The organism is Streptomyces rhizoryzae (assembly GCF_023155275.1).
Classification (GTDB): domain Bacteria; phylum Actinomycetota; class Actinomycetes; order Streptomycetales; family Streptomycetaceae; genus Streptomyces; species Streptomyces rhizoryzae.
In genome coordinates this window covers 16,713-43,450 of sequence record NZ_JALMUV010000056.1, presented here as the reverse complement: position 1 = coordinate 43,450, position 26,738 = coordinate 16,713, and the positions used below count along the sequence as shown (strand labels likewise).

General features: G+C 74.5%; 23 protein-coding genes and 2 tRNA genes. 18 read left to right on the top strand and 7 right to left on the bottom strand.

Annotated features, from left to right (window positions below):
• Positions 1 to 850 (bottom strand): HAMP domain-containing protein (locus MUU72_RS31280; protein ID WP_248016807.1); only part of this gene is annotated, 850 nt, incomplete at its 3' end.
• Positions 851 to 1,046: 196 nt separating this feature from the next.
• Between MUU72_RS31280 and MUU72_RS31275 the strand changes: the two genes are divergently transcribed.
• Positions 1,047 to 2,945: a SpoIIE family protein phosphatase gene (locus MUU72_RS31275; protein ID WP_248016806.1), complete on the top strand. Its 1,899-nt coding sequence runs from the start codon at positions 1,047 to 1,049 to the stop codon at positions 2,943 to 2,945.
• A 164-nt stretch (positions 2,946 to 3,109) separates the two neighbouring features.
• On the opposite strand, the gene MUU72_RS31270 is transcribed toward MUU72_RS31275, so the two are convergent.
• Both MUU72_RS31270 and MUU72_RS31265 read right to left on the bottom strand, forming a co-directional pair.
• Positions 3,110 to 3,310 (bottom strand): DUF397 domain-containing protein, encoded by a 201-nt coding sequence (locus MUU72_RS31270; RefSeq protein WP_248016805.1) that lies wholly within the window; start codon positions 3,308 to 3,310, stop codon positions 3,110 to 3,112.
• A complete protein-coding gene (locus tag MUU72_RS31265) occupies positions 3,307 to 4,137 on the bottom strand; it encodes a helix-turn-helix domain-containing protein (protein ID WP_248016804.1) in 831 nt (276 codons plus the stop codon). The genes MUU72_RS31270 and MUU72_RS31265 overlap by 4 nt, the downstream gene beginning before the upstream one ends.
• A 256-nt stretch (positions 4,138 to 4,393) precedes the next feature.
• Between MUU72_RS31265 and MUU72_RS31260 the strand changes: the two genes are divergently transcribed.
• From MUU72_RS31260 to MUU72_RS31245, 4 genes are all read left to right on the top strand, one after another.
• Positions 4,394 to 4,585 (top strand): hypothetical protein, encoded by a 192-nt coding sequence (locus MUU72_RS31260; protein WP_248016803.1) that lies wholly within the window; start codon positions 4,394 to 4,396, stop codon positions 4,583 to 4,585.
• A 71-nt stretch (positions 4,586 to 4,656) separates the two neighbouring features.
• Entirely contained in the window at positions 4,657 to 4,872 is a 216-nt protein-coding gene (locus tag MUU72_RS31255) for a hypothetical protein (RefSeq protein ID WP_248016802.1), read from the top strand.
• Between the two features lie 153 nt (positions 4,873 to 5,025).
• A complete protein-coding gene (locus MUU72_RS31250; protein WP_248016801.1) occupies positions 5,026 to 5,442 on the top strand; it encodes a hypothetical protein in 417 nt (138 codons plus the stop codon).
• Positions 5,443 to 5,709: 267 nt separating this feature from the next.
• The gene (locus tag MUU72_RS31245; RefSeq protein WP_248016800.1) at positions 5,710 to 7,362 is read left to right on the top strand and encodes a long-chain fatty acid--CoA ligase; all 1,653 of its coding nucleotides are present in this window, start codon (positions 5,710 to 5,712) and stop codon (positions 7,360 to 7,362) included.
• Between the two features lie 46 nt (positions 7,363 to 7,408).
• On the opposite strand, the gene MUU72_RS31240 is transcribed toward MUU72_RS31245, so the two are convergent.
• Together MUU72_RS31240 and MUU72_RS31235 are read right to left on the bottom strand one after the other, a co-directional pair.
• Entirely contained in the window at positions 7,409 to 11,275 is a 3,867-nt protein-coding gene (locus tag MUU72_RS31240; protein WP_248016799.1) for a response regulator, read from the bottom strand.
• A 192-nt stretch (positions 11,276 to 11,467) separates the two neighbouring features.
• Positions 11,468 to 11,974: an SSI family serine proteinase inhibitor gene (locus tag MUU72_RS31235; RefSeq protein ID WP_248016798.1), complete on the bottom strand. Its 507-nt coding sequence runs from the start codon at positions 11,972 to 11,974 to the stop codon at positions 11,468 to 11,470.
• 268 nt (positions 11,975 to 12,242) lie between these two features.
• Here MUU72_RS31235 and MUU72_RS31230 point away from each other — a divergent pair.
• The 9 genes from MUU72_RS31230 (at position 12,243) to MUU72_RS31190 (ending at position 19,662) form a co-directional block, all read left to right on the top strand.
• Positions 12,243 to 12,333, top strand: a tRNA-Ser gene (locus tag MUU72_RS31230).
• Positions 12,334 to 12,421: 88 nt separating this feature from the next.
• On the top strand, positions 12,422 to 13,432 hold the full coding sequence (locus MUU72_RS31225) for a GlxA family transcriptional regulator (protein WP_248016797.1): 1,011 nt from the start codon (positions 12,422 to 12,424) through the stop codon (positions 13,430 to 13,432).
• A gap of 128 nt (positions 13,433 to 13,560) precedes the next feature.
• Positions 13,561 to 14,325, top strand: a complete 765-nt coding sequence (locus tag MUU72_RS31220; RefSeq protein ID WP_248016796.1) for an HD domain-containing protein — start codon at positions 13,561 to 13,563, stop codon at positions 14,323 to 14,325.
• Positions 14,326 to 14,457: 132 nt separating this feature from the next.
• Positions 14,458 to 14,530 (top strand) — tRNA-Arg (locus MUU72_RS31215).
• A 529-nt stretch (positions 14,531 to 15,059) separates the two neighbouring features.
• Complete coding sequence (locus tag MUU72_RS31210; RefSeq protein ID WP_248016795.1) at positions 15,060 to 15,533, top strand: RICIN domain-containing protein; 474 nt, start codon at positions 15,060 to 15,062, stop codon at positions 15,531 to 15,533.
• A 434-nt stretch (positions 15,534 to 15,967) separates the two neighbouring features.
• Positions 15,968 to 16,483, top strand: coding sequence for a toxin-antitoxin system HicB family antitoxin (locus MUU72_RS31205; protein WP_248016794.1), 516 nt, complete (start codon positions 15,968 to 15,970; stop codon positions 16,481 to 16,483).
• 88 nt (positions 16,484 to 16,571) lie between these two features.
• Positions 16,572 to 17,417, top strand: coding sequence for a DUF4097 family beta strand repeat-containing protein (locus MUU72_RS31200; protein WP_248016793.1), 846 nt, complete (start codon positions 16,572 to 16,574; stop codon positions 17,415 to 17,417).
• 446 nt (positions 17,418 to 17,863) lie between these two features.
• Positions 17,864 to 18,883 (top strand): ATP-binding cassette domain-containing protein, encoded by a 1,020-nt coding sequence (locus MUU72_RS31195; RefSeq protein WP_248016811.1) that lies wholly within the window; start codon positions 17,864 to 17,866, stop codon positions 18,881 to 18,883.
• Positions 18,880 to 19,662 (top strand): ABC transporter permease, encoded by a 783-nt coding sequence (locus MUU72_RS31190; RefSeq protein WP_248016792.1) that lies wholly within the window; start codon positions 18,880 to 18,882, stop codon positions 19,660 to 19,662. The genes MUU72_RS31195 and MUU72_RS31190 overlap by 4 nt, the downstream gene beginning before the upstream one ends.
• A 104-nt stretch (positions 19,663 to 19,766) precedes the next feature.
• Here the strand turns inward: MUU72_RS31190 and MUU72_RS31185 are convergent, their stop codons facing one another.
• Positions 19,767 to 20,561 carry an NAD(P)H-dependent oxidoreductase gene (locus MUU72_RS31185; protein ID WP_248016791.1) on the bottom strand — a complete coding sequence of 265 codons (795 nt, stop codon included), beginning with the start codon at positions 20,559 to 20,561 and terminating at the stop codon, positions 19,767 to 19,769.
• Positions 20,562 to 20,738: 177 nt separating this feature from the next.
• Between MUU72_RS31185 and MUU72_RS31180 the strand changes: the two genes are divergently transcribed.
• Both MUU72_RS31180 and MUU72_RS31175 read left to right on the top strand, forming a co-directional pair.
• Positions 20,739 to 21,830, top strand: a complete 1,092-nt coding sequence (locus tag MUU72_RS31180; RefSeq protein ID WP_248016810.1) for a GlxA family transcriptional regulator — start codon at positions 20,739 to 20,741, stop codon at positions 21,828 to 21,830.
• A gap of 4 nt (positions 21,831 to 21,834) precedes the next feature.
• Positions 21,835 to 22,893, top strand: a complete 1,059-nt coding sequence (locus MUU72_RS31175; protein WP_248016790.1) for a DUF2797 domain-containing protein — start codon at positions 21,835 to 21,837, stop codon at positions 22,891 to 22,893.
• Between the two features lie 13 nt (positions 22,894 to 22,906).
• Here the strand turns inward: MUU72_RS31175 and MUU72_RS35480 are convergent, their stop codons facing one another.
• A complete protein-coding gene (locus MUU72_RS35480; protein WP_282505055.1) occupies positions 22,907 to 23,470 on the bottom strand; it encodes an NADPH-dependent FMN reductase in 564 nt (187 codons plus the stop codon).
• A gap of 640 nt (positions 23,471 to 24,110) precedes the next feature.
• Between MUU72_RS35480 and MUU72_RS31165 the strand changes: the two genes are divergently transcribed.
• Together MUU72_RS31165 and MUU72_RS31160 are read left to right on the top strand one after the other, a co-directional pair.
• Entirely contained in the window at positions 24,111 to 24,812 is a 702-nt protein-coding gene (locus MUU72_RS31165; protein ID WP_282505061.1) for a response regulator transcription factor, read from the top strand.
• A 199-nt stretch (positions 24,813 to 25,011) separates the two neighbouring features.
• The gene (locus MUU72_RS31160) at positions 25,012 to 26,652 is read left to right on the top strand and encodes a sensor histidine kinase (protein ID WP_443743072.1); all 1,641 of its coding nucleotides are present in this window, start codon (positions 25,012 to 25,014) and stop codon (positions 26,650 to 26,652) included.
• Positions 26,653 to 26,738 lie beyond the last annotated feature (86 nt).

Here is a 26,738-nt window from a genome sequence, read left to right as displayed (position 1 = left end):
GCCGGCCCTCGGTGCCGACCTCGCCGGCGACCCGGGTGACCTCGTCGGCGAACGCGGAGAGCTGGTCGACCATGGTGTTGACGGTCAGCTTCAGCTCCAGCAGCTCGCCGGTGGCCTCGACCGTCACCTGCTGGGTCAGGTCGCCGCGGGCCACCGCCGTGGTCACCACCGCGATGTCCCGGACCTGCGCGGTCAGCCGGGACGCCATGGTGTTGACCGCCTCGGTCACGTGCAGCCAGTCGCCGGAGAGCCCCTGGACCTTCGCGCGGCCGCCGAGCCGGCCCTCGGTGCCGACCTCGCGGGCGACCCGGGTCACCTCGCCGGTGAACAGCGACAGCTGGTCGACCACGCGGTTGACGCAGCGGCCCAGCCGGCGCAGATCGCCGCGCAGCTCGCGGCTGCCGTCGTGCAGGTCGACGCGGCGGGTCAGATCGCCCTCGGCGATCGAGTCCAGCACCCGGGTGGCGTTGGCGACCGGGGTGACCAGGGCCTCCAGCACCGCGTTGGCGGACTCGACGGTGGTCGCCCAGCCGCCCTGGCCGGGGCTCGCGCCGATCCGCTCGTCCAGCCGCCCCTCCCGGATGACCTCGTGACGCAGCCGCCGGAGTTCGGCGGCCAGGTGGGCGTTGCGGGCGGCGATCTGGGCGAAGACGTCGGTCATGTCGGCGAGCACGCCATCGGGCGCCGCGCCCCCTTGGGGCGGTGCGGCCCGGGCGGTGAAGTCGCCGTCCCGCAGGGCGTTCATGGCGGCGAGCAGGGGGCGCAGTTCGCTGGTGCGCACCCACGGGCCGTCGGAGCGGGGGTCCCGGGGCGGCGCAGCCGACTCGGGCCGGGTCGGATCGGGCGCCATGGCCACCATCCCCCAGTGACGAGACCGACGGGGAGCGGACGGACACCGTCCGTCGGGCGGAAGCCGTCCGGGAACGGTCCCGGGCCGGCCCGTCGACAACCCGATGCCAGGTCCGGAACTGATCGAATTGGGCAGGTATGACATAGTATAAAGCGCCCGTAATGAGTTGCTTTTCCAGGCGTATTCAGGGGGCGCAGTGACGTCGCTGTCCCCGCGATCGACGGCCCCGCAGCAGACCGAGACGGTGTGCCGCACCGGGCTGCCGGCCAACCAGCTGGCCGCCGCCGGGGCCCGCCGCTTCGTGCGCACCCTGCTGACCGAACGGGCCGCCGCCCCGGACGCCCCCGGCGCCGCCGCGATCAGCCGGGAACTCATCGACCAGTCCGTCCTCCTGGTCAGCGAACTGGTCACCAACGCGGTGATGTACGCGGGCACCGACATCGACGTCACCTGCCGGCTGGAGTACGGCCGCAAGGACGCCCCGGCCCCCGCCGGCGGCCCCCGACCCCGCGCCCCGGCCCCGGGCCCGCCGCCCGGCCCCGCCACCGTCGCCGTCGTCCTGGAGGTCTCCGACCGGCACCCCTCGCGGGTGGTGCGCGGCGGGGTGGACGCCCGCAGCGGCGAGCCCGGCTACGGCCTCCAGCTGGTCAGCGCGCTCGCCGAGTCCTGGGGCGTGACGTACCGGAAGGCCACCAAGACGGTGTGGTTCCGGCTGACGGCCACCGAGGGCGAGCCGGAGACCACCCCGGCCGGCCCGGCCCGGCCCCCGTACGGCGAGGCGACCCCGGTCCGGGGCCCGGCCGGGCAGGGCCCCGCGTGCGCCGACGCCGCCGAGTGGGCCGACCGCGGCGGCCCGTCGTTCCTCGCCGAGACCAGCGAGCTGCTCGCCGGGCAGCTCGACCAGGACATGGTCACCGCGCTCGCCGCCCAGCTGCTGGTCCCCCGGCTCGCCGACTGGTGCGCGATCTGGCTGTGCGTGGACGGCGGCCGGATGCAGCTGTCCCGGGTCTGGCACGTCGACGAGCGGCGCATCGGCCCGCTCCGCACCGACCTGGAGCGCGAACCGCCCACCGGCATCGCCCGCACCGGCGGCACCGCCTGGCCCTGGCCGGAATGTGCCGGTGCCTGCCCGTCGGGCGGCTCCGCGCTGGCCTTCCCCCTGGTGGCCCGCGACGAGCTCCAGGGGGTCCTGCTGCTCGGCCGGGCGGGCCGGCTGAAGATGACCGACACCGTGATCCGCATGGTCGAGGACGTCGCCCGGCGGGTCGCCCAGGCCGTCCACACCGCCCGCCAGTACACCCGGCAGACCAGCATCAGCCTGGCCCTCCAGCGCCGCCAGCTGCCGGCCTCGCTGGCCAGCATCCCCGGCGTGGACACCGCGGTCGTCTACGAGCCGCACGGCGCCGGGCAGACCGTCGGCGGCGACTTCTACGACATCTTCCCGATGGGCGACCGCCGCTGGTGCTTCCTGCTGGGCGACGTCCAGGGCAAGGACCCCGAGGCGATGTCGGTGACCGGGCTGGCCCGCCACCTGGTGCGCCTGCTGGCCCGCGAGGGCCACGGCGTCGAATCGGTCCTGGGCCGGCTGAATCTGGCCATGGCCGAGGAGAGCGCGGAGGCGGTGGAGGTCGACGGCGAACAGGCCGGATCCCGCTTCCTGAGCCTGCTCTACGGGGAGCTGGCGGTCGACCCCGGCGTCCCCGGGGCCCGCTGCACGGTGGCCAGCGCCGGCCACCCGCCGCCGCTGCACCTGTTCACCGACGGCACCGTCGAACCGGCCTCCGACCCGCAGATGCTGCTGGGCATCGACGAGGGCACCGAGTTCCACGCCAGCACCTTCACCCTGGCCCCCGGGGAGACGCTGCTCTGCGTCACCGACGGGGTCACCGAACGCCGCTGCGGCACCTGGCAGCTGGACGACAACGACGGCCTGGCCGAGGTCCTGCGGGACGGCCTCGGGCTGGGCGCCAAGGCGCTCGCCGAGCACGTCCGGCGGGCCGCCCACGACTTCGGCACCGGCCCGGTCGAGGACGACCTGTCGGTCCTCGTCCTCCAGCCGGTCAGCTGCGCGCCCGGCCCGGACCGGACCCGCTGACCGCCGGCCTACCGCGCGTCGGCCCCTGGGGGAACGGTGAGGACGCTGGTGTGCAGTAGCGCGGGTAGATCACCCGGCCATTGATCCGGGGAAGCGCAGCAAGGCGCCCGCGCCGGGATCCTCTCCCGGCGCGGGCGCAGTTGTCCGAGGGCGCGGACGACCCGTCAGCCGCACGTCTTGGCGAACTGCACCAGGCCGGCGAACGCCTGCGGGGTCAGAGTGAGGTGAGGGCCGTCGGGGCTCTTGCTGTCCCGGACCAGAACCTCGCCGGTGCTCCTGGCGTGCTCCGGCGCCCACTCAAGGCACGAGCCACCGTTGCTACCGCTGTAGGAGGACTTGATCCAGGTGAGGGGTTCGGTCGTCACGGGATGCCCTTTCGTGCCTGCTCGATCATGGCCACTGAGTCCGCCTGGGAGAGCGCTTCGGTCTGTAGCTGATGGTATGCCCTCACCAGCGGCACGACGGAGTTCAGTTCGCGGTCCAGGTGGCCATGAGTCTGCGACTCGACGTAGGAGACCACAGAGCGATCTGCCAGCGTGAGCAGGTGCACCAACCGGCGGAACGGTTGCCTCTCTCCCATGGCAAACGGTGCAAGCTGTAGAGCGGTGTTCGGCTGACGCGCAAACTCGACCAGACGGGCGAGTTGCCGCTCCATGACCGCGGAGCCTCCGACTGGCCGCCGGATGCAGCTCTCGTCCAGCACCACGATCACCAGCGGGGCCTGCGGGCGGGCGAGTGCGGCTTGCCGCTCTATCAAGAAGTTGACCCGCTCCGCTGCCTGCTCAGCAGTGAGGTCTCCGCGCTCTACGTTGACGGCTTCCAGAGCCTCCGCATACTCCCGTGTCTGAAGCGGGCCCGGGATCACGCCCATTTCGAAGAGCCGGATCTCCGCCGCCCGGCCCTCGTGCCTGACGTACTCCTGAAACCCCTCCAGGAGGCTTCCGTTCCGGATCTCCCGCCACTCACGTTCGAACGAAGTGCCGGTCCCCAAAGCCTTGTCAGCACCTGTCGCAAAGCGTTGGGTTGGTGGCCTGCGGCCAGTTTCAACGGCAGAGACATGCGCTCCGGTGCACCCGATGCGTTCGCCCAACTCTTCCTGCGTCCAGCCGCGTTCGTCCCGTAACCTGCGCAAACGCTCGCCGAACGCCGCATGGGGCGACTCGTCGGGTGTGAGTTCCTTGCGGTTCACCATGATCCCTCAACTTGCCAATCGGGTTTCCCTAGTTGATGGGTGCGCCGACTGTAGTCCACGCTGCACCTCCCCGGTAGTGCTACCACTACGGAGAGGAGCGACCCATGCTCATGCAGCTCATCCCCCTGTCCTGCCCCGGTTGCCGCATCGGTGAGGCCGCGGCGCACCGCGCAAAGGACAGCGCCGTTCCGGCGGCGAAGGCCCGCTTCTGCCGGACCATCGCGCCTGCGGCCCACGGGGCGGGGGTGCACCGGTCATGCCCGGCCTGAGCGGCCCCGTCCACCTGCCGGACCCGTTCCCGGAGCCCCGGCCGGTCCCCGGCTGCGACGTCTGCGCGGCCCTGGTCCGGCAACGAGAGGCACACCGCAGGCACCGCGCATACGCGCTCGCCGCGTCCTGCACGCTGGAACTCGAACGCCACTTCCACCGCGGTAAGGCGAATCCGTGAAACGGGGACAGCGGCGCCGCGCCGCCGCAATTCCTCCCTCCGTGCCCCCGCCCGTGTGAAGAGGAGCTGTCATGGCCGAAGCCGGAACCGTCGAAGAAGACGACCTGACCGTTCACGAACTGCGCGACGGAAAACCGCTCTGCGGTGAAGCGGGAATGGTCCACGAGTGGCTGCGCGCCGTCAATTGCGGTAAATGCCTCACCGCCAGGAGCGAGAAGGCACCCCGTCGCCGGGAACGACCGTGGAGAAATCCGGCGGTTGAAGACCTCCCGCCCCGCGATTCCTGAAGTCCCGGTTTTCCGGGTCGGGATTGCAGAGCATCTTTATGAAAGGTGGATGGGAGTACAGCCGGAACCATGCCCGGACGCAATGCGTCGTCAGTGGATGTCCTTCGCCCGCCTTCCCTCCTGGATTGAGCAGCCGGCAAGAGAGGACGACCGGTGCGACCACAGACATTTCAAGACTTCGTCATCGACCTGGCGAAGAACGACCCGACCACCGTCAGCGTGCGAAGCCTTGCGGACGCGGGGGACAGTGCGCACCCGTACGGCGTGGTGATCACCACGGGGCACGGCGAATCCCGCTGGCAGTTCGTGGGGCAACTCCCGGAGGGAGAACGCCATCGGGAAGACGGCGGGGACCCCGCGGCGGTGGAGGGAACGCCACTTCCGGCCGGCGAGTCTCCGCAAGCGAACGATGATCCGGAAACGTGGCTCGCCGCCCTCCTGAGCAAGGCGGAGTCCCCGCAGGTCGCTGCCGTTGAGCGCTGGTCGACGCGGGAGGGCAATCGGCCGGACCACGTGGGACTGACGATCACCTTTTACAACACGGCGCGGATCTTCGCCCGCCGTATGTGACCCCGTTATGGGCCCCGTTATGGGCCCCGTCCGCCCCGTACGGAGGGCGGACGGGGCCGGTAGGCGACAGCAAGGAGTTCAAGCTCCTGGGGTCACGGAGCAGGTCCCGAAAGTGAGGGACGGCTTATCCGCCGGCTGGGGGACGGAAGGGGCGGGCACGCCGCCGGAAGAGCCGCAGCTACCCGGGGGTAGTGACGTACCGGCCGTTACCCCAGCAGAATCGTGCGCAGGGTCGTCGAAGCGGCGACAGGACGCCCGGGAGGCTCTGTGCACGGCACGATGCAAGACGTACCACTTCTGATCAGCCGGATCCTCGAACACGGGAGGACCGTCCACGGGCAGGCGACCGTGACGACGTGGACCGGCGGGGCCGAGCCGCACCGCCGCACCTTCGCCGAGATCGGCCGCCGGGCCGCGCAGCTCGCCCACGGGCTCCGGGACGCGCTCGGCGTGGTCCCCGAGGAGCGGGTGGGGACGCTGATGTGGAACAACAGCGAGCACATGGAGGCGTACCTCGCCATTCCGTCCATGGGCGCGGTGCTGCACACGCTCAACCTCCGCCTCCCGGCCGAGCAGCTCGCCTGGATCGTCCGGCACGCCGGGGACCGGGTGATCCTCGTCAACGGCAGCCTCGTGCCGCTGCTGGCGGCCCTCCTGCCGCAACTGCCCGAGGTGGCGCACGTGGTCGTCGTCGGGCCCGGCGACCGCGCCCCGCTGGCCGGCACCCACGCCGCCGTCCACGACTACGAGGAACTGCTCGCCGGCCGCCCCGGGCACCACGACTGGCCCGCCCTGGACGAGCGGGAGGCCGCGGCGCTCTGCTACACCTCGGGGACCACCGGCGAGCCCAAGGGCGTGCTCTACAGCCACCGTTCGCTGTACCTGCACTCGCTCCAGGTCAACACCGCCGAGGCGTTCGCGCTCGGCTCCGGGGACCTCGCGCTGCCGGTCGTCCCGATGTTCCACGTCAACGCCTGGGGCCTGCCGCACGCCGCGTTCATGGCCGGCGCCTCGCTGCTGATGCCGGACCGCTTCCTCCAGCCCGCGCCGCTGGCCGAGATGATCGAGACCCTCCGGCCCACCATAGGCGCCGCGGTGCCGACCATCTGGCAGGGCCTGCTGGCCGAACTCGACGCCCGCAAGCGGGACGTGGCCTGCCTGCACACCGTCGTCATCGGCGGTTCGGCCTGCCCGCCGGCCCTGATGCGCGGCTTCCAGGAGCGGCACGGCATCCGCGTGGTGCACGCCTGGGGGATGACCGAGACCTCCCCGCTGGGCTGCGTCTCCCACCCGCCGGCCGGGCTGGACGCCGAGGAGGAGTGGGCCTACCGCGCCACCCAGGGCCGCTTCCCGGCCTCCGTGGAGGCCCGGCTGATCGGCCCGTCCGGCGAGGAGCTGCCCTGGGACGGCACCGCGGCGGGCGAGCTGGAGGTCCGCGGCCCGTGGATCGCGGGCGCGTACTACGGCGGCGCGCAGACCGGACCGCTGCGCCCGGACGACAAGTTCAGCCCCGACGGCTGGCTGCGCACCGGCGACGTCGGCACGATCACCCCGGACGGCTACCTCACGCTGACCGACCGGGCCAAGGACGTCATCAAGTCCGGCGGCGAGTGGATCTCCTCGGTCGAGCTGGAGAACCACCTGATGGCCCACCCGGGCGTCGCGGAGGCCGCGGTGGTGGCCGTCCCCGACGAGAAGTGGGGCGAACGGCCACTGGCCACCGTGGTGCTGACGGACGGCAGCGCGCTCACCTACGAGGAGCTGCGGGCCTTCCTCGCCGAGCGGATCGCCCGCTGGCAGCTGCCCGAGCGGTGGGCGGTGATCCCGTCGGTGCCCAAGACCAGCGTCGGCAAGTTCGACAAGAAGGTGCTGCGCCGGCAGTACGCGGACGGCGAGCTGGACGTGACGCTGCTGCGGTGAGGCCCGGGCGCGGGCCCGCCGGCCGGTCCGGCGGGCCCGCCCGCGGTCAGTTCGTGCCGATCTTCGCCAGCAGGTCCACGATCCGGGTCTGCACCTCGGCGCTGGTGGACCGCTCCGCCAGGAACAGCACCGTCTCCCCGGAGGCCAGCCCCGGCAGCTGCGCCGGATCCAGGTCGGCGGCGGTGTAGACGACCAGCGGGGTGTGGTCCAGCATCCCGTTGGCGCGCAGCCAGTCCACGATCCCGGCCCGGCGTCGGCGCACCTGCATCAGGTCCATCACCACGAGGTTGGGCCGCAGCTGCGTCGCCAGCGCGACCGCGTCGGTGTCCGCCCCGGCCCGGCCGACCCGCATCCCGCGCCGCTCCAGCGACGCGGTCAGGGCGCCCGCGATGGCGTCGTTCTGCTCGATCAGCAGCACCCGCGGCGGGACGTCCGCGCCGTCGCGCGGCGCGAGCGCCTTCAGCAGCACCGCGGGGTCGGCGCCGTACGCCGCCTCCCGGGTCGCCTGGCCCAGCCCCGCGGTCACCAGCACCGGCACCTCGGCGGCCCCGGCGGCCTGGCGCAGCGACTGGAGCGCGGTACGGGTGATCGGCCCGGTCAGCGGATCGACGAACAGCGCCGCCGGGTACGCGGCGATCTGCGCGTCCACCTCCTCGCGGGAGTTGACGATCACCGGGCGGTAGCCGCGGTCGCTGAGCGCCTGCCGGGTGGCGACGTCGGGCGCCGGCCAGACCAGCAGCCGGCGCGGATTGTCCAGCGGCTCCGGCGGCAATTCGTCGTCCAGGGGCGGCTGCTGACGCTCCATCACCTCGACCGCGCCGTTCGGCCCGTCCAGCGGCTCGGGCCCCTCGCTGCCCTCGTCGGGTGCCGAGATGGCGAACGCCCGGCCCTCCCCGGCGTCCATGAGGTGCGGCTGCGGGCCCGGCTGCTTGGGCCGGGCGGGCACCTGCGGCTGCGGACCGGTGGCCTGGTGCGGTACGGCACCGGACGCCGCGGCCTCCTGGCGCGCACCCTCCGGCGGCGGCGCGGCGAGCTTGCGGCGGCGGCCCGAACCGGCGGAGGTACCGCCCGGCGGCGTACTGCCCGCGGGCGCGGCACCGGGCTGCGGCGCCGGCCGCTGCGGATCGGCCAGCTGCTGGGCGAACGGCACGCCCTGGCCGAGCGTGCGCACGCTGAACGCCCGCCCGGAGGTGTGCCCGGACTCGTCCGCGCCGTCCGGCAGCGGCTGCCGCCCGGCGGGGGCGGGCCCCTGCGCGGGGACGGCGGCGGAGCCCGGCGCGGGCCGGGCGGCGGCCTCCTCGGCGGGGCTGGGGCGGCCCCGGCGGCGGCCGGTGGGCGCGGGTGCGGACGCGGGTGCGGGGCCCTGCGCGGGCACGGTCGGCGCGGGACCCGCCGGTGCGGGCGCGCCCGGGGTGCCCGGAGCGCCCGGAGCACCGGCGGCACCGGGCGCGCTGCCCGGGCCCGTCCCCGTCACCCCGGCCGGTCCCTCCGGCCCGGCGGGCTCGGCCGGCGGCGCGACCAGGCCCTCGGGGCCCGCCACGAACGTGCCGGACGCCTTGGAGTCGGCCATCGCCGCGGCCGCGCGCTCCTCGGCGGCGGCCCGCCGGGCCCGCCGCCGTCCGGTCGGCTCGGCGTCCCACGCGCCCTGCGCGCCGGGGGAGTCGGCGGTGTCCCCGGCGGGCGCCGGCCGGTCGCCGGTCCCGTCCGCGGGGCCGTTCCCGGACGCCGTCTGGGGACCGCCCGCCACCGGACGGCGCGCCCGGCGCCGTCCCGTACCGGCGGCCTCCCCCGGCCCGTCCGCGGCCTGCACCGGCATCCCGCCGGAGATCGCGGGCAGCGCCGGCTGACCGGCCGGCGGCCGGGGCCCGGGCCCGGGCTGGGGCTGGGGTGTCCGGTCCGCCGCGGCGGGCGGCAGCGCGAACGGCGCGCGCGGCGCGGGTGCGCCGGAATCCTGCGCGGGCGCCCCGGCGGACGCGCCCCGCTCGGGCGCCTCGGTCAGCGCCCGCCGGGCCCGCCGCCCGCCGGGCGGCACCGGACCGAGCGCCGGACCCACCGCGGGCGTCAGCCCGGGTGGCGGGCCTCCGGCCGGGGTCCCGCCACCGGTCCCGGCCGGCAGCGCGGGCAGCGCCGCGCCTTCCGGGGCCTGCCGCGCCCGGCGGCGGCCGCCCGGCGCCACCACCTCGGCACCGGCCGTGCCCGCGGGCAGTCCGGCGCCCTGCGTCCCGTCCGCCGCGGGGGCCTGCCCCGGCCCCGAGTGCCGGGCCCGCCGGCGCCCGCCGCCGGTACCGTCCTTGGCGCCCGCGGGCGCCAGGGCCTGTCCGGGACCGCCCGCGGTACCGCTCTCCCCGGGGCCCGCGGCCTCCTCCGGCCCGTCCGCGCCGCCGTCCGCCGGCTCCCCGTCCTCGACCAGCACCGGCAGCTCCAGCACGTACGCGCTGCCGGCCGCGCCGGAACCACCCGGCACCTTGTGCGTCTGGATCAGCCCGTCGTGCATCCGCACGATCCCGCGGACGATCGGCCCGTGCACCGGGTCACCGCCGCCGAACGGGCCGCGCACCTCGATCCGCACGACCTGGCCGCGCTTGGCCGCCGCCACCACGATCGTCGAGTCACCGGGCACCGGACGCCCGCCCGCCCCGGCGGGCCCCTCGGCGGCCGCCGTCCGGCCCGTGGAGTCCACCCCGGCGACATCCGCGATCAGGTGCGACAGCGCCTGCGCCAGCCGCTCCGGGTCGACCAGGGCCGCTATCGGCGGCGCGTGCACCGCGAACTGCGCCCGGCCCGGCCCGATCAGCTCGACCGCGCCCTCCACACCGGCCGCGACCACCTGGTCCAGCGACACCCGCGTGCGGTTGAGCTTGTCCGTGCCGGAGTCCAGCCGCTGGTAGCTGAGCACGTTGTCCACCAGCGTCGTCATCCGGGCGTGCCCGGCGGCGAGGTGGTGCAGGATCTGGTTGGCCTCCGGCCACAACTGGCCCGCCGGGTCCGACGCGAGGGTGGTCAGCTCCCCGCTCAGCTCCTCCAGCGGCCCGCGCAGCGACCGCGCCAGGACGGCCAGCAGCTGCTCGTGGCGGGCCACCAGCGCGTCGAACGGCCGCCGGTCGGTGAACGTCATCACCGCGCCCACCAGCTGGTCGCCGTCCCGCACCGGCGCGGTGGTCAGGTCCACGGCCACCGCCCGGCCGTCCTTGGCCCACAGCACCTGCCCGCGCACCCGGTGCTTGCGCCCGGACTTCAGGGTGTCGGCGAGCGGGGTGTCCTCCCACGGCAGCGCCGAACCGTCCGCCCGCGAGTGGTGGACCAGCGGGTGCAGCTCCTTGCCGCCCAGCTCGCTCGCCCGATAGCCGAGGATCTGCGCCGCCGACGGGTTGACCAGGACCACCCGCCCCTCGGAGTCGACGCCGACCACGCCCTCCGCGGCGGCCCGCAGGATCATCTCGGTCTGCCGCTGCTGCCGGGCCAGCTCGGTCTCGGTGTCCAGCGTCCCCGACAGGTCCCGCACGACGAGCATCAGCAGCTCGTCGCCGGTGTAGCCGTTGCGGTGGTCGGCGTAGGCGGCCTCGAAGGCGGACTCGTACGGGGTCCGGCCGTCCTCCAGGTTGGCGCTGGTGACCTCGACCAGCAGCTCGCGGCCGTCGGTGCGCCGCGCGATCATCCGCGTCGGCTTCGTCCGGCCCCCGACCTCCTCGTCCCGGCGCCGCATCGACCCCGGGATCCGCTTGGAGTCGAAGGTCGGCAGCAGATCGAGCAGCCCGCGCCCCACCAGGGCCGTGCCCGGCGCCTCGAACATCTCCAGGGCGATGGCGTTGGCGTTGACGACGGTGCCGTTGCAGTTGACGAGCAGCAGCGCGTCGGGGAGGGCGTCCAGTATGGCTGCGAGGCGAGCAGCGCCTCGGGATGGCCTGCTGCTCACGCGACGCTTCCTTCCCTGTTACCGCACCTTGCCGGCCCACCCTGGCGGGCCACTGGGAGGGAGTCTACGGGCACATGCCGGGGACGAGGAGGCGGATGACGGCCCGGTAATGCCGCGCCCCGGCGCGACTCGCCGCACGCCCGACATGTGCCCCTCGTCCTGACCTGGCGCGCTACTCCCGCACGAACCGGGTCAGGAAACCGTCGCCGGGAGCATGGGTTCGAACCGGCCCCAGCGGGCGATCTCACATCCGTTGGTGCGCCGGAACTCCGCGTTGACCGGCCGCCCCGCCCACACGCCGGTGACGCGCGCCCGCGCCGGACCGCCGTACATCATCGTGCACTGCGCACCCCGCGGAACCGGCGCGAACGGGTCCTTGCCCCAGCGCGCCATCCGGTCCAGCCGGTCGCAGGCGCGCCGGACGTCGAAGTGGTTCCCGCCGCGCGGATGGCAGTACAGCTCGAACCGGCCGTCCGTGCGCGCCGACCCCGACTCGGTGACGGTGATCGTCAGGTGGTCCCCGCGCCCCGCCCCGAACGCGCCGCCGGCCTCGCCCGGCGCGTGGCGGGAGGGCAGCGGGAGGGGGGCGGCGGTGGCGGCCGGCACCCCGGCGAGCGCGACGGCGGCGGTGGCCGCCGCGGCGGCGACCAGGGCGAGCGACCGGTGCGGGAACGGGAACGGCGTCCGGCGACGGAACATCACGGGCTCCTGAGACGGGTGCGGGCAGTACCCGCGCGGTGACCGGGACGGCGCGCCACGGGGCCCGTACGCGCCGGGGGCGCACACCACGCGGACGCGGCCGAGGCCCCGTCTCTCTAACGCCGCGGCGCCCGCGACGTTGCGCCGCAGGAACGTCTTTGCCGGGTGGGCCGCGGGCCTAGTACCGTAGGGGGCGATTGGTGACAGCCCACCGGGCTGTGTCATCATCTGGTCACGCCACATCGCGCTCACGCGCGTAAAGGTGTGTGGAGGCGTCGCCTAGTCCGGTCTATGGCGCCGCACTGCTAATGCGGTTTGGGTTTTAACGCCCATCGAGGGTTCAAATCCCTCCGCCTCCGCTTGCAACACTCCCCGGACCCGGTCCCAGCGACCGGGTCCGTTTTTTTCGTCCCCGGCCGGCTTCGCCCCGGGCCCTACCCTGCGGTCATGCCCCTGCCGACCCCGCCCCCGGCTCCGGAGTCCGAGCCGGGCGCCCCCGCCGCCCGCCGCGTCGTGATGCTGGCCTTCGAGGGCGCCCGACTCCTGGACATCACCGGCCCGTTGGAGGTCTTCAGCGCCGCCGCCCGGTTCGGCGGCCGCTACGCGATCCGCCTGTGCTCACCCGACGGCCGCCCGGTCACCACCTCCTCCGGCACCCGCCTGGCCGTCGACGCGGGCCTGCCGGAGATCCTCGCCGGCCCCCTGGACACCGTCCTCGTCCCCGGCGCCGAGCAGCTCACCCAGGGCCGCTTCCCGCCCGGCCTGCTGGACGCCGTCCGCGCCCTGGCCGACCGCGCCCGCCGCACCGCCTCGGTCTGCGCCGGGGCGTTCGCGCTGGCCGGCGCCGGTCTCCTGGACGGGCGCCGGGCCACCACCCACTGGCGCCACACCGCCGCCCTGGCCGCCCGCCACCCCGCCCTCTCCGTCGATCCGGACGCGCTCCACGTCCGCGACGGCGAGGTCTACACCTCCGCCGGGGTCTCGGCCGGCATCGACCTGGCGCTGGCCCTGGTGGAGGCCGACGAGGGCCCCGCCCTGGCCCGCGAGGTCGCCCGCGACCTGGTCGTCTTCATGCAGCGGCCGGGCGGCCAGTCCCAGTTCTCGGTACCCGCCCGCACCCCGCGGCCCCGCCACGACGCGCTGCGCGCCCTCCTGGACGCGGTGGCCGCCGACCCGGCCGCGGACCACTCCAACACCGCGCTGGCCGCCCGCGCCGGCCTCAGCCCCCGCCACCTCGCGCGCCTCTTCCGCGCGCACACCGGCACCACCCCGGCCGGCTACGTCGAGGCGGTCCGCCTGGAGGCCGCCCAGAACCTCCTGGCCAACGGCGAGACGGTCACCGCCACCGCCCGCCGCACCGGCATCGGCAGCGACGAGTCCCTCCGCCGCCTCTTCCTCCGCCGCCTGGGCGTCACCCCGTCCGCGTACCGCTCCCGCTTCCGGACCACCGGACGCTGACGGGGCGGCCGCTCCCACCGGGCGCGCCACGGGCTGCCGCGCCGTGTCCCCCTCCGTGTCCCCATCCGTGGGAAACGTGTCCTCGCCGCACCGGGCGCCGGCCGCCCCCGCCGGCCCACCCTGTCCCCATGACCACCGAGCACACCCCGGCCGACCCCGCCCCGGCCGACCGCGAACCCACCGTCCCCGCGTCCACCGCCCCCGACCCTGCCGACGCCGCCCCGGCGGGCTCCCGCCCGGACTCCCGCCCGGGGTCCGCGCGCTCCCTGGCCGGCATCCCCGTCCCGGACAGCCGGCTGGTCCGCGAGGCCACCGAACTGGTCCGCGACCTCACCGACGACCTGATCTACCACCACTCCCACCGCGTCTACCTCTTCGGCGCCCACCACGGCATCCGCCACGGGCTGGACTTCGACCCCGAGCTGCTCTACGTGGGCGCGCTCTTCCACGATCTCGGCCTCACCGGGAAGTTCCGCACCTCCCCGCAGCGCTTCGAGCTCGACGGCGCCGACGAGGCCCGTGCCTTCCTGACCGCCCGGGGCGTCCCCGAGGACCGCGCCCGCCTGGTCTGGGAGGGCATCGCCCTGCACACCACCCCGGAGATCCCGCACCGCATGGCACCCGAAGTGGCCCTCGTCACCGCAGGCGTCGAACTCGACGTCCTCGGCATCGGCCACGACGCCCTGCCCCCGGAGACCCGCGACGCCGTCGTCGCCGCCCACCCCCGCCCCGACTTCAAGCGCCGCATCCTCCACGCCTTCCACACCGGCCTGGCCCACCGCCCCGCGACCACCTTCGGCAACGTCAAGGCGGACGTCCTGGACCGCTTCGAAGCCGGTTACACCCGCCCGAACTTCGTCCGGATCATCGAGGACTCCGCCTGGCCGGCCTGACCCCACATTCCGACCTCCCGCACGTTTCCGCAGGTCAGAGGGGGTGCGGGAATCGGATTTCGCCTAACGGCGCAGGTCATGTAATGTTGTTCTCGCAACGCCGACCGGCAAGAAAAACCGCCGGAAAGCCAAGCGCTCGTAGCTTAACGGATAGAGCATCTGACTACGGATCAGAAGGTTGCAGGTTCGAATCCTGCCGAGCGCACAGCAAGCCGGAGGCCCTGTCGAGTGATCGACAGGGCCTCCGGCTTTTGTGTTGACGGCCGTGGACGACGGCAGTCGCCGGGAAGGACCGGTCCGGGGAGGCCGGCGGGCTGCCAGGAGGGCTCCGGCGGGCGCAGTGCCCCGTCGGGGCGGTCGGGGGCGGCGGGGCGGCCAGGGCGGGGCGCGGGCGTCGAGTCGTACGAAGGTGCAGGGGACCGTGCGCAGGTGAACGGAGCGCGGGCCGGAACTCGGTCTGCCGCGGGGAGTGCTGGGGCGGCGCGGGCAAGTGCCGGCGGGAAGCCCGGGATCCGGGCGGGCGGGGGCTTCCTGTCCGATCCGGGTGCGCAGGTGCTCCGGGCTTAACAGCACATATATCTCGCAATCACCTTTGCGGAGGGTTTGCCGCATTCGGGGGGAAGGGGCGGGAAGCCTCCTCGCGCAATGTCCCCAGGGAGCCGGTGGGCCGCGCGTTCGCGCACGTCCTCACGGTCACCATCTCCGAAACTCGCCATCAGAAAGGCGACCACTCCATGAGCTTCACGCTCCGCAAGTGCCTCAGCATTGCTGCGCTCGTGCTGGCGTCCGCCGCCCTGCCGTCGGCCACGGCCACGGCCGCCGTTGCCCCAACGACCGGCAGTGCCCAGCAAGTCGGCCGCTACTGTCTCTCGAACACCTGGGGAACGCCCGAGGTGCGCACCCGGTGGTGCGGCGAGGAGCCGGGGCAGCGCTGGCAGGTCCGGGGTGATCACATCGTGTTGCTCGTTGACCCCCGGTACTGCCTGTCCAACACCTGGGGGACGCCGGAGGTGCGTACCCGGCCGTGCGGGGAGGAGCCCGGGGAGCGCTGGGAAGTGCGGGGGGACCACATCGTGATGGCCGCCGACCCCCGGTACTGCCTGTCCAACACCTGGGGGACGCCGGAGGTCCGTACCCGGCCGTGCGCCGAGGAGCCGGGGCAGCGCTGGGATGTGGAGGGCGACCACATCGTGCTGCGGTACTCCTGAAGTCGCACTCCGCGAGTCGCTCCTTCTGAAGGCGCCGTTCCGCAACGAGGTTGTGCGCGCGGGTCGGTGTGGCGGGAGTGGAGGCCGTAGGGCCTTGCGGTAGCTGCGGGCCAGAGGTCCTGTCGAGTGATCGGCGGGGCCTTTGGGTTTTGTGGGGTGGGTGGGGGGGGGGGGGGGGGGGGGGGGGGGCGGGGGGCGGCGGGCGGCGAGCGGCGAGCGGCGTCAGGTGGCGCCACGTGGTGCCACGTGGTGTCTGGGGGCGCCAGATAGTGCCATTTCGGGGTTGCGGGGTGAGTGGGGGTGGTTGGTGTAGGGGGTGTGGTGGGGGAAAATGGGGGCGTTTTCGCAGGTTGGGGGGCGGTTGAGGGTGGGTGTGAGCTGGAGGGCGCCGGGAGGGGTTGCGAGTGGCGCCATGATGGTGTCATCATGGCGTCATGGACCTCACACCGTATGTCGAGAACCTTCGCCGTGAGCTTGCGGTGGCCGCCGAGGCGGGCGGGGATGACGCTCGTGAGCTGGCTGAGCGGCTCACCACCCCCTTGGAGTCGGCGACCCGGCTGACCATGCTCAATGTGCTCTCCGCGGCGATGGACGAGATCACCCGGGAGCTCGCGCCCGGGTCGGTCGACGTACGGCTGCGGGGGCTGGACCCCGACTTCGTCGTGTCGCTGCCGCCCGCCGGCGGCCATGCGGAGGCGCCCGTCGCACCCGTCGAGCCGGTCAAGGCACCAGCGCCCGCCGACGGCGACGAGGGGGGCACGGCACGCGTCAACCTGCGGCTGCCGGCCCACCTCAAGGCGCGGGCCGAGGAGGCCGCGAGCCGGGAGGGCCTGTCGGTCAACGCCTGGCTCGTGCGGGCCGTGTCGGCCGCGGTCGGCGGCGGCGCGCAGCCGCGCCCGGCGGAGTCGGCCGCCACCATCGGACAGAGCTTCAAGGGCTGGGTGCGCTAGCCGCGCCCGCGCCCGCCCACTTCACCCGCTACCCACACCACGTCCCACCAGCGGGGACGACTCAAGGACTCATGAGGACGGTACAGCCATGCCTTCTTTCGCCACTCCCGAAGCGATTTCCGTTACCGCTCGTGTGGACGCCGGCTCCCTCCGGTTCGCCGCCGGGGACCGCTCCGACACCGTCGTGGAGGTGCGGCCCCGCAACCCCAAGAAGGACCGGGACGTGCGGGCCGCCGAGCAGACCGAGGTCACCTACGCCGGTGGCGTGCTGACCGTACGGACCCCCAAGCCGCGCAACCTCATCGGGCCGGCCGGTACCGTCGACGTGTCGGTCGAACTCCCCGCGGGCTCGCAGGTCGACGTGACCGGCGCCTGGCTCCAGGTGTTCGGGGAGGGCCGGCTCGGGGAGGTGCGGGCGAAGACCTCGTCCGGTGACGTCCGCCTCGACACCGCCGGGCCGCTCCAGCTGACCGCCTCCCACGGCTCGATCACCGTCGATCGGGTCGAGGGCAAGGCCGAGATCACGACCAGTTCGGGCAGTCTGCGGGTGGGGTTCGTGGACGGTCCCGCCGTTCTGAAGAACTCGCACGGCAGCACGACCGTGGGCGCCGCCACCGGTGATCTGCGGGTGAGCGGCGCCAACGGCGACATCGACATCGCGCGGGCCGAGGGCTCGGTCGCCGCCACCACCGCCCACGGCACTCTTCGGGTCGGTGAAGTCGCCCGCGGGACCGTGCAGTTGGAGACCTCTTACGGCGCCATCGAGGTCGGTGTCCGCGAGGGCACCGCCGCCTGGCTCGACGTCAGCTCCGAGCGCGGGCAGGTGCGCAACACGCTCCCCGCCTCGCAGTCGCCGGACGAGACCGAGGACACCGTCGAGGTCCGTGCCCGGACCCGCTACGGCAACATCGATGTGCGCCGCGCCCGGGTCTGAGCTCCGGCCCCGTCCGGGCGGCTGAGCGGCCGGGCGGCCGGGCACCGGCCCCATGTGAGCGTCTGCGTGCCGGTTCGGCCCGCGGAACTGAGTGCCCGCGGAAGTGCGTGCCCGAGCGCCTGAGTACCCGAGCCTGCCCCCGTCCGCGCCTCGGCGCCCCTGTGTCTCCGGGTTCCCGTGCCCGCGCGCCGGTCGCTTTCCTCTCGCCGCCGGCCGGCTCACCCGGCCGCCTCCCCCGCCGCTCCGCCCGCCAGGCCCCCGGGCGCCTCTCGGGGCCGCTTCTCCGGCCGCCCCCAGCCACTTCTCCAGTCGCTACTCCGGCTGCTTCTCCGGTAGTTCGCCAGGTGCTTCTCCGGCTCCTTAACCGGTAGTTCACCGGCTGCTTCTCCGGCTCTTTCTCCAGTCACTTCAGCCTCCGAACGGGAGGGCTCATGCGTTCTTCTGTCATGCCCACACCACCTCACGCGGGTCCGCAGTCGCCCGTTGCCGTCTCCACCAGCGGACTGCGCAAGGCGTACGGCGACAAGACGGTGCTGGACGGGATCGATCTGCGGATCCCGGCCGGGTCGGTGTTCGCGCTGCTCGGGCCCAACGGGGCCGGCAAGACCACCACCGTGCAGATCCTGTCCACGCTCGTCGCCGCCGACGGCGGGCAGGCCCTGGTCGCTGGCCACGATGTCGCCACGTCCCCGGACGGGGTGCGCGCCGCGATCGGCGTCACCGGGCAGTTCGCCGCGCTCGACGACCTGCTCACCGCCGAGGAGAACCTGCTCCTGATGGCCGACCTGCTGCGGCTGGGGAAGCGTGAAGCGCGGTCCCGCACCCGGGCGTTGCTGCGGCGGTTCGATATCGCGGATGTCGCGCACAAGCGGGCCGCGACCTTCTCCGGCGGGATGCGGCGCCGGCTGGACATCGCCATGACGCTGGTCGGCGAACCCCAGGTGATCTTCCTGGACGAGCCGACGACCGGGCTCGATCCGCGCAGTCGCCGCACCATGTGGGACATGGTCCGCTCGCTGGTCGCGGGCGGCACCACGGTCTTCCTCACCACCCAGTACCTGGAGGAGGCGGACCAGCTGGCCGACCGGATCGCCGTCCTCGACGGCGGCCGGATCGTCGCCGAGGGCACCGCCGACGAGCTGAAGGCGCGGATCCCCGGCAGCCACGTACGGCTGCGGTTCACCGACGCGGTGGAGTACGAGCGGGCGGGCGCCGCCTTCCCCGGGGCGACCCGGGACGACGAGAACCTCGCCCTGCGGGTGGCGGGCGACGGCGGTCTCGACGCGCTGCGCGCCCTGCTGGACCGGCTGGACGCGGCCGGCATCCGGGCCGCGGACTTCTCCGTGCACACCCCCGACCTCGACGACGTGTTCCTCACCCTGACCGGCACCGGCACCACCGGCCCGGCCGGCACCGGTACGACCGGCACCGGCGCACCGCTTCACGACCAGGAGACCCTGCGATGAGCACCCTCACCTTCGCCGTGCACGACTCGATGACGATGCTGCGGCGCAACCTCAAGCACGCGATCCGCTATCCGGCCGTGTCCCTCGGCAGCGCCATGATGCCGATCCTGATGCTGCTGCTCTTCGTGTACGCCTTCGGGGACTCGATCGGGGCCGGGATGGGCGGCGGCCGGGACGCGTACCTGAACTACCTGACCCCCGGCGTCATCATCATGGGGGTGGCCGCCGGATCGATGTCGACCTCGATCGCGGTCTGCTCCGACATGACCGAGGGCATCATCAACCGCTTCCGCACCATGAACATCACCCGCTCGTCGTTCATGACGGGCCATGTCCTCGGCAGCGTCCTCCAGACGATGGTGAGCCTCGTCCTGGTCATGGGGGTCGCGCTGGCCCTCGGCTTCCGTCCGGCGGCGGGTCCGGTGGAGTGGCTGGCCGCGGCGGGGCTCCTCGCGGCCATCGCGTTCGCGGTGACCTGGCTGTCGGCGGCGCTCGGTCTGATCTCCAAGACCGTCGAGTCGGCGAGCAACAAGCCGCTGCTGGTCCAGTTCCTGCCGTTCCTCGGGTCGGCGTTCGTGCCGGCCGCCTCGATGGCGCCGGGCCTGCGCTGGTTCGCCGAGCACCAGCCGTTCACGCCGATGACGGAGGCGCTGCGCGGGCTGCTCTCCGGCTCGGAGATCGGCAACAACGGCTGGATCTCGCTGGCCTGGTGCGCCGGTATAGCCCTGGTCGGTTACGTCTGGTCCCGCGCGCTCTTCAACAGCACCACCAAGCGCTGAGAAGCCCGGGCCCGCGCGCCGAGAAGCCCCGGGCCCGGGCCTGTTGACCTCGGCCGAACCCCCGCTGCGGAGGGCTCGTTGACGCGAGCCCTCCGTTTGCGGGGTTACGGGTGGGCCGGCGGGGGCGGGGTTGTGTAGTGGGCGGAGGGGCCGGTGGGGGGTGTGGGGGTGAGGTGGGGGTGGAGGAGGAGGTTGTCGTCGTAGTCGCCGGTGTTCTGGTGGCGGAAGGGGAGGGGGTCGGTGGTGGGGAGGGTGAGGAGGCGGTGGCGCAGGCGGGCGGCGGCGGTGGCGTAGGCGTCGGGGGTGGTGCGGTCCGCGCCGGGGATCAGGAGGGGCGGGACGACGGTCATGCCGGTGTACCAGAGGGTGCCGTGCTGAAGGGGGAAGAGGAGGTCGTTGAGGTCGCCGTTGACCCCTCGGGGGCCGAGGGTGGCGGCGCGGGCGCCGGCGGTGACGACGACCAGGGCGCGCTTGCCGGTGAGCGGGCCGTCGCCGTAGCGGCGCGGGCGGCCGGTGGCCGGGTCGGTGAGGCCGAACGCGTAGCCCTTGACGAAGACCCGGTCGAACCAGCCCTTGAGGATGGCGGGCATGCCGTACCACCAGAGCGGGAACTGGAGGACGAGGGTGTCGGCCCAGGCGAGTTTGCGCTGCTCGGAGGCGATGTCGGGGCTCAGGCGGCCGGTGGCGTGGGCGCGTTCGGCGGCGTCGCCCACCAGGAGGCGGCCGGCCGGGTCGTGGTCGTAGTCGGCGGCGTCGACCACCGGGTTCCACTGCATCGCGTAGAGGTCGGAGAGCTGGTGGCGGTGGCCGTGGGCTTCGAGGGTGCGCAGCCCCTCCGTGGTGAGGGCGCCGTTCAGCGAGCGGTGGTCGGGGTGGGCGGACAGCCAGAGGACCTTCATGGCTCCACCCTCGCGGCGGGGCGGAGGGCGAACGAGTGGCCCGATGGTCAAGGTGTGCAAGGATCGGGCCACCGGGTGGGTGTGCAGTAACGGGGTGCGAGACGGGGAGGCCGGGGCGTGGTGGTGCGGGAGACGGGCGGGCGGCGGCACCGGGTGGCGGTGCTGGTGCGGCCGGGGATGCTGCCGATCGAGGTGGGGAGCGTGCACCGGATCTTCGGGGAGGCCAGGTCGGCGTCCGGGGAGAAGCTGTACGAGCTGGTGACGTGCGCGCTGGTGCCCGGGGAGGTGCGGACGGACACGGACTTCACGGTGAACGTGGCGCACGGCCCGGAGGCGCTGGAGACCGCGGACACGGTCGTGCTGCCGGCGTCCTCGGTGGACTACGACCCGGGGTCCGAGCAGCGGGAGGGGCGGCTGAGTCCCGCCATGGCCGACGCGCTGGCCCGGATCCGGCCGGGGACGCGGATCGCGTCGATCTGCACCGGAGCGTTCGTCCTGGCCGCCGCGGGGCTGCTGGACGGGCGGCGGGCCACCACGCACTGGCGGTCGGTGGACGACTTCCGGCGGTTGTTCCCGCATGTGGAGCTGGACGCCGACGTCCTGTACACCGACGAGGGGGACGTGCTGACGGCGGCCGGGGTGGCCTCGGGGGTCGATCTGTGCCTGCACATGGTGCGGTGCGACCACGGGGCGGCGGTGGCCAATGACGTGGCGCGGCGAACGGTGGTGCCGCCGCACCGGGAGGGCGGGCAGGCCCAGTACATCCGGCGGCCGGTACCGGAGCCGCAGGTGTCGTCCACGGGGGCGGCCCGGGCCTGGGCGCTGGAGCACCTCGACCGGCCGCTGAGCCTGCGCGAACTGGCGGCGCGGGAGGCGATGAGCGTACGGACCTTCACCCGGCGGTTCCGGGAGGAGGTGGGGATGTCGCCGGTGCAGTGGCTGACCCAGCAACGCGTCGAGCGGGCACGGCAGTTGCTGGAGGAGACCGGGATGACGGTGGACCGGGTCGCGGCCGAGGCAGGTTTCGGGACGGCGGCGTCGCTGCGGCAGCACTTCCAGGCGGCGCTGGGCGTCTCGCCGCGGGCCTACCGGAGCACGTTCCGGGGGACGGGGGACGGCTTGGCGGAGGGAGATGAGGCGGTGGAGGACGGGTCGGTGGTGGACGGCTCGGTGGCGGGCGGGGCGGTGGAAGCGTGGGGCGCGGACGGGGGAGGCGGCGGGGCGGGGAGCTCGGACGCGGTGGGTTGTCAGTGGGCGGTCGTACGCTGACGGTGTGTGGCGATGTACGGGACCGCGCTGGTCGGGCGGCGGGCCGGGGGCCGGGCCGGAGGGACGGTTCGGTCAGCGGCTCGGCTGGTACTGCGCGGAGCGGGACGCCGAGCGGGTGAGCCTGCTGCCGCCGGGGAAGGCGCTGGCGTTCGCGGCGGTCGGGGAGCGGCGGTGCCTGGGCGTGCGGCGGGCCGGGCGGTGGCTGCCGTGCCCGTACGGGGCGGTGCTGGAGAGCGAGGGGGTCAGGGACCAGTGTCCGGCGTGCGCGCGGCTGGACCGGTCGCGTTCGGTGGCGGCGGACACCATGGCCGATGATCCGCGGCCGTACGGCGTCTATCTGGCGTACTTCGGGCCCGGGCTGGTCAAGGTGGGGATCACGGCGGCGGAGCGCGGGGCGGCGCGGCTGGTGGAGCAGGGCGCGGTGGCGTACGCCTGGCTGGGGCGCGGGCCGCTGATGGCCGCGCGGCGGGCGGAGGCGGTGCTGGGGAGCGCGCTGGGGGTGCCGGACCGGTTCGCCAAGGAGGCGAAGCGCGCGGCGCGGGCGGCGCTGCCGCCGGTGGCGGAGCGGGCCGCGGAGCTGGCCCGACTGCACGGTGCGGCACGGGCGTTGGCGGGCTGGCCGGAGACGCTGGAGCCGGTGGCGTTCGCCTGCGTGGACCATACGGAGCTGTTCGGGCTGGCGCGGATACCGGCGGGCGGGGCCGTGGAGCTGGGCGGGCCGGCGGCCGGGGCGGAGATCGTCGGGGAGGTCGTGGCCGGCGTGGGGGCCGATGTGTATCTGCGGCTGGCGGGGGACGCGGCGGAGGCGCGGGAGGCGGGGCGCGCGAGCTGTGAGGGCTGTGGGGGCCTCGGTGGTCGGGAGGTTGGTGGTGTGCACGGGGGTGGGGTGGTCGCCGTGCTGGACGGGCGGTTGCTGTCGGGGTGGGTGCTCGGGCCCGCTCGGGGGCGGGTGACGACGGTGCCGGTGCGGCCGGCCGGGGGAAGCGGGTCGGCGGAGCGGGGGAGACCCGGGGAGAGAGGGAAGCGGGGGGAGCCGGGGGAGGGGCAGGAAGGGCTGTTCTGAGGGTGGAGTGGTGTCAGGGGGCGGCCGGGGTGGCGGTGCCGGGCCGGGTGGCGGCTGTGGCCAGGTGGGCGAGGGCGGTGCGGAGGTCGGCGAGGGTGGGCTCGTCGGTGACGCGTTCGGTGGCGGGGTCGATCTTCGGGCCGATGGCGGGGATCTCGCGGCAGGCGTCCGCGATGACCTCGGCGCTCATCATGCGGAGGGTTTCGCGGAGTTGGGCGTTGGCGTGGTCGCCGCCGGTCGGGAACGGCGAGGCGGTGATCACCGCGACCGGTTTGCCGACGCATTCGCCGCTGCTGACCAGCCAGTCGAGCGCGTTCTTGAGGACTCCGGGGACGCCGTGTGCGTACTCCGGGCTGACCAGGAGCAGGGCGTCGGCCGCCGCGGCGGCGGTGCGCAGCGCGGCGACCGGGGGTGGCGGGGTGGCGCCCTCGCCGTCCAGATCGGGGTTGAAGTGCGGCAGTGCGCCGATGTCCGCGGTGGTGGCGGCGCCGTCGAAGAGGTCCAGGGCGGAGCGCAGCACCGCGCCGTTGGCGGAACGGGCGCGCAGGCTGCCGGAGAGGGCCAGGAGTCGTGGCATGGGGTGACGGTACGCCTGGGGGCGAGGGGTGGCGCGGGCGGGCCGGGGCGAGCGAGGGGCCGGTGTTCTCGCGGGTGGGGCGGTGGCGCCGGGGCGGGCGCGTGGACGGGGGTCGGAGCGGGCGTCGCGGCGGGTGCCGGTCGGGTCTCGGGAGGGGGCCGGGGTGGGGTCGGGAGGGGCGTCCGGTCGCGCGTCGGAACGGGCGCGTGGACGGGAGTCGGGACAAGCGCCTGGACAAGCGCCGGGACCGGTTCGGAAGGGTGTCCTGGTGGCTTCCTCGGTTGGGTGAAGGTGCAGGTCAGGGGCGTTGTCAGTGGGGGGTGCGATGCTGGGGGCACGGTGATCGGCCTGGACCGCGCGGGGGGCGGCCCAGGCCGGGCGCGGCCGGGCGCGGTCAGGTCCGGCCGGGCGCGCCTCTTGGTACGGCCTTGGTGGGCTTGACCCGGGGAAGGGGGGATTCTCAGGAGATTCACAGGAAGGCGCAAGGGAGCTTTCAGGGCGGCGGGTCAGGCTGCCTGCCATGACCGTGACTTCGTCGACGTCCTCGTCCGTTTCGTACCGTGCGCCGGCCCCGGGCTCGTCCGCGCGCGGGGGGACCGGCAAGGCCGCCGGGCAGCGGCCCGGCAAGCAGCCGGAGCTGCTGCGGGCCGACGGCAGCCCCGTACGGGTGCTGGTGGTGGACGACGAGTCCTCGCTCGCGGATCTGCTGTCGCTGGCCCTGCGGTACGAGGGCTGGGACATCCGCGCGGAGGGCGACGGGGCGGGCGCGCTGCGGTGTGCCAGGAGCTGGCGGCCGGACGCGGTGGTGCTCGACGTGATGCTGCCGGACATGGACGGGCTGACCGTCCTGAGCCGGTTGCGGCACGATCTGCCGGACGTACCGGTGCTGTTCCTGACGGCCAAGGACGCGGTCGAGGACCGGATCGCCGGACTGACGGCCGGCGGGGACGACTACGTCACCAAGCCGTTCAGCCTGGAGGAGGTGGTGGCCCGGCTGCGCGGGCTGCTGCGCCGGGCGGGTGCGGCGGCGGTGCGCAGTGAGTCGCTGCTGACGGTGGGCGATCTGGTGCTGGACGAGGACAGCCACGAGGTGTGGCGGGACGGCCAGGACATCCACCTGACCGCCACGGAGTTCGAACTGCTGCGGTATCTGATGCGGAATCCGCGGCGGGTGCTGAGCAAGACGCAGATTCTGGACCGGGTGTGGAGCTATGACTTCGGGGGGCAGGCCAATGTCGTCGAACTGTATATCTCGTACCTGAGGCGCAAGATCGACGCCGGGCGCGAGCCGATGATCCACACCCGGCGGGGCGCGGGCTATCTGATCAAGCCGGCGGGGTAGCGGGCCGGTGGCGGGTGCGGGGCCCGGACCGTGGGCCGGTGTCCCCGACGGGGAACCTGCCGGTAGCCGGGCCGGTGTCCCTGCCGGCGGTCGGGTCCGTGACCGGGCCGGGGACCGGATCGGCGGCCGGGCCGGTCGTGGGGTCCGTTCGGGCCGGGGTGCGGGGCGGCGGCGCTGGACGCTGCGGACGCGGCTCGTGGTGTCGGCGGTGGCGCTGATCGCCGTCGTGGGGGCGGTGATCAGCACGGTGACCGCGATCGCGCTGCACTCGTACCTCCAGCGGCAGTTGGACGGGCGGCTGTTCGGCGGCGTGGTGCGGGCGGAGGGCCCCCGGCCGCACGACCCGATGCCGCACGATCCGCTGTCCAACGCGGGACTGGACTTCGTCGCCATGGGCGGCCAGCCGTTCGGGTCGGTGGGGGCCAGGGTCGGGGCGGACGGGAAGCTCGCCGCCGGCGCGCGGCTGAACCGTTCGCCGAGCCGGCTGCCGTCCGAGCGGCTGACGCCGCTGAGCGGCGCCCAGCTGGCGGCGCTGGACGCGGTGCCCCGGGATGGTGCGCCGCACGGGGCGGACCTGCCCGGCCTCGGCTCGTACCGGGTGCAGTACGTCCGCGACGGCGCGCTGGTGCTCGGCATGCCGGTGAACGAGGTCAACGACATCGTCGGGCGGCTGGTGCTGATCGAGTGCTGTGTGACGCTCGCCGGGCTGGTCGCGGCGGGGATCGCGGGCTCGGCGATGGTCGGGATCGCGCTGCGCCCGCTGCGGCGGGTCGCCGCGACCGCGACCCGGGTCTCCGAACTCCCGCTGCACCGCGGCGAGGTGGCCCTGCACGTACGGGTGCCGGTGGACGAGGCCGATGCCCGGACGGAGGTCGGACAGGTCGGGGCGGCGCTCAACCGCATGCTGGGGCACGTCGGTTCGGCGCTCTCGGCGCGCCAGGAGAGCGAGACGCGGGTGCGGCGGTTCGTCGCCGACGCCAGTCATGAGCTGCGGACGCCGCTGGCCTCCATCCGGGGTTACGCCGAGCTGACCCGGCGCGGGCAGGAGCGGCCCGGGCCGGAGACCCGGCACGCGCTGGCGCGGATCGAGTCGGAGGCGGAGCGGATGACCGGGTTGGTGGAGGACCTGCTGCTGCTGGCCCGGCTCGATTCCGGGCGGCCGCTCTCGTACGGGACGGTCGATCTCCCGCCGCTGGTGGTGGACGCGGTGAGCGACGCCCGGGCGGCCGGTCCCGGCCACCGCTGGCGTCTGGAACTCCCGGACGCGGACGCCGCCGTGCCGGTGCGCGGCGACGCCGACCGGCTGCACCAGGTGCTGGTCAACCTGCTCGCCAACGCGCGGACGCACACGCCGGAGGGGACGACGGTCACGGCCCGGGTCCGGGCGGGGGAGGGGCCGGGCGCCGGCACCGGTGGTGCGCCGGGCGGCGGGCCGTGGGGCGGGGCGGGCGCTGGGCCCGGTGGCCGGCCCGACGCTCGGCCCGGCGGCCGGTCGGGCGGTCGGTCGGGCGGTGTGGTGCGGCTGGAGGTCGAGGACGACGGGCCGGGGATCCCGCCGGCGTTGCTGCCGCATGTCTTCGAACGGTTCGCGCGCGGGGACGCGTCCCGGTCGCGGGCCTCCGGGAGCGGCCGGAGCGGCGGCAGCACCGGGTTGGGGCTGGCCATCGTGCAGGCCGTGGTGGCCGCGCACGGCGGGTCGGTCGGGGTGGTGAGCGAGCCGGGGCGGACGGTGTTCACGGTGACGCTGCCGGTGGCGGGCGGGCCGGTGGCGGGTGGCCCGGTGGCGGGTGGCCCGGTGGCGCAGGGCGCGGGACACGGCCCGGCGGGCCGGGGGGTGTGACTCACAGGCGGGCGGGGGCGTGACTCACAGGCTGTGCACAGGCGCGCCATACGGCTGTGACAGGCCGGTTGGCGACCGTCGTGGGC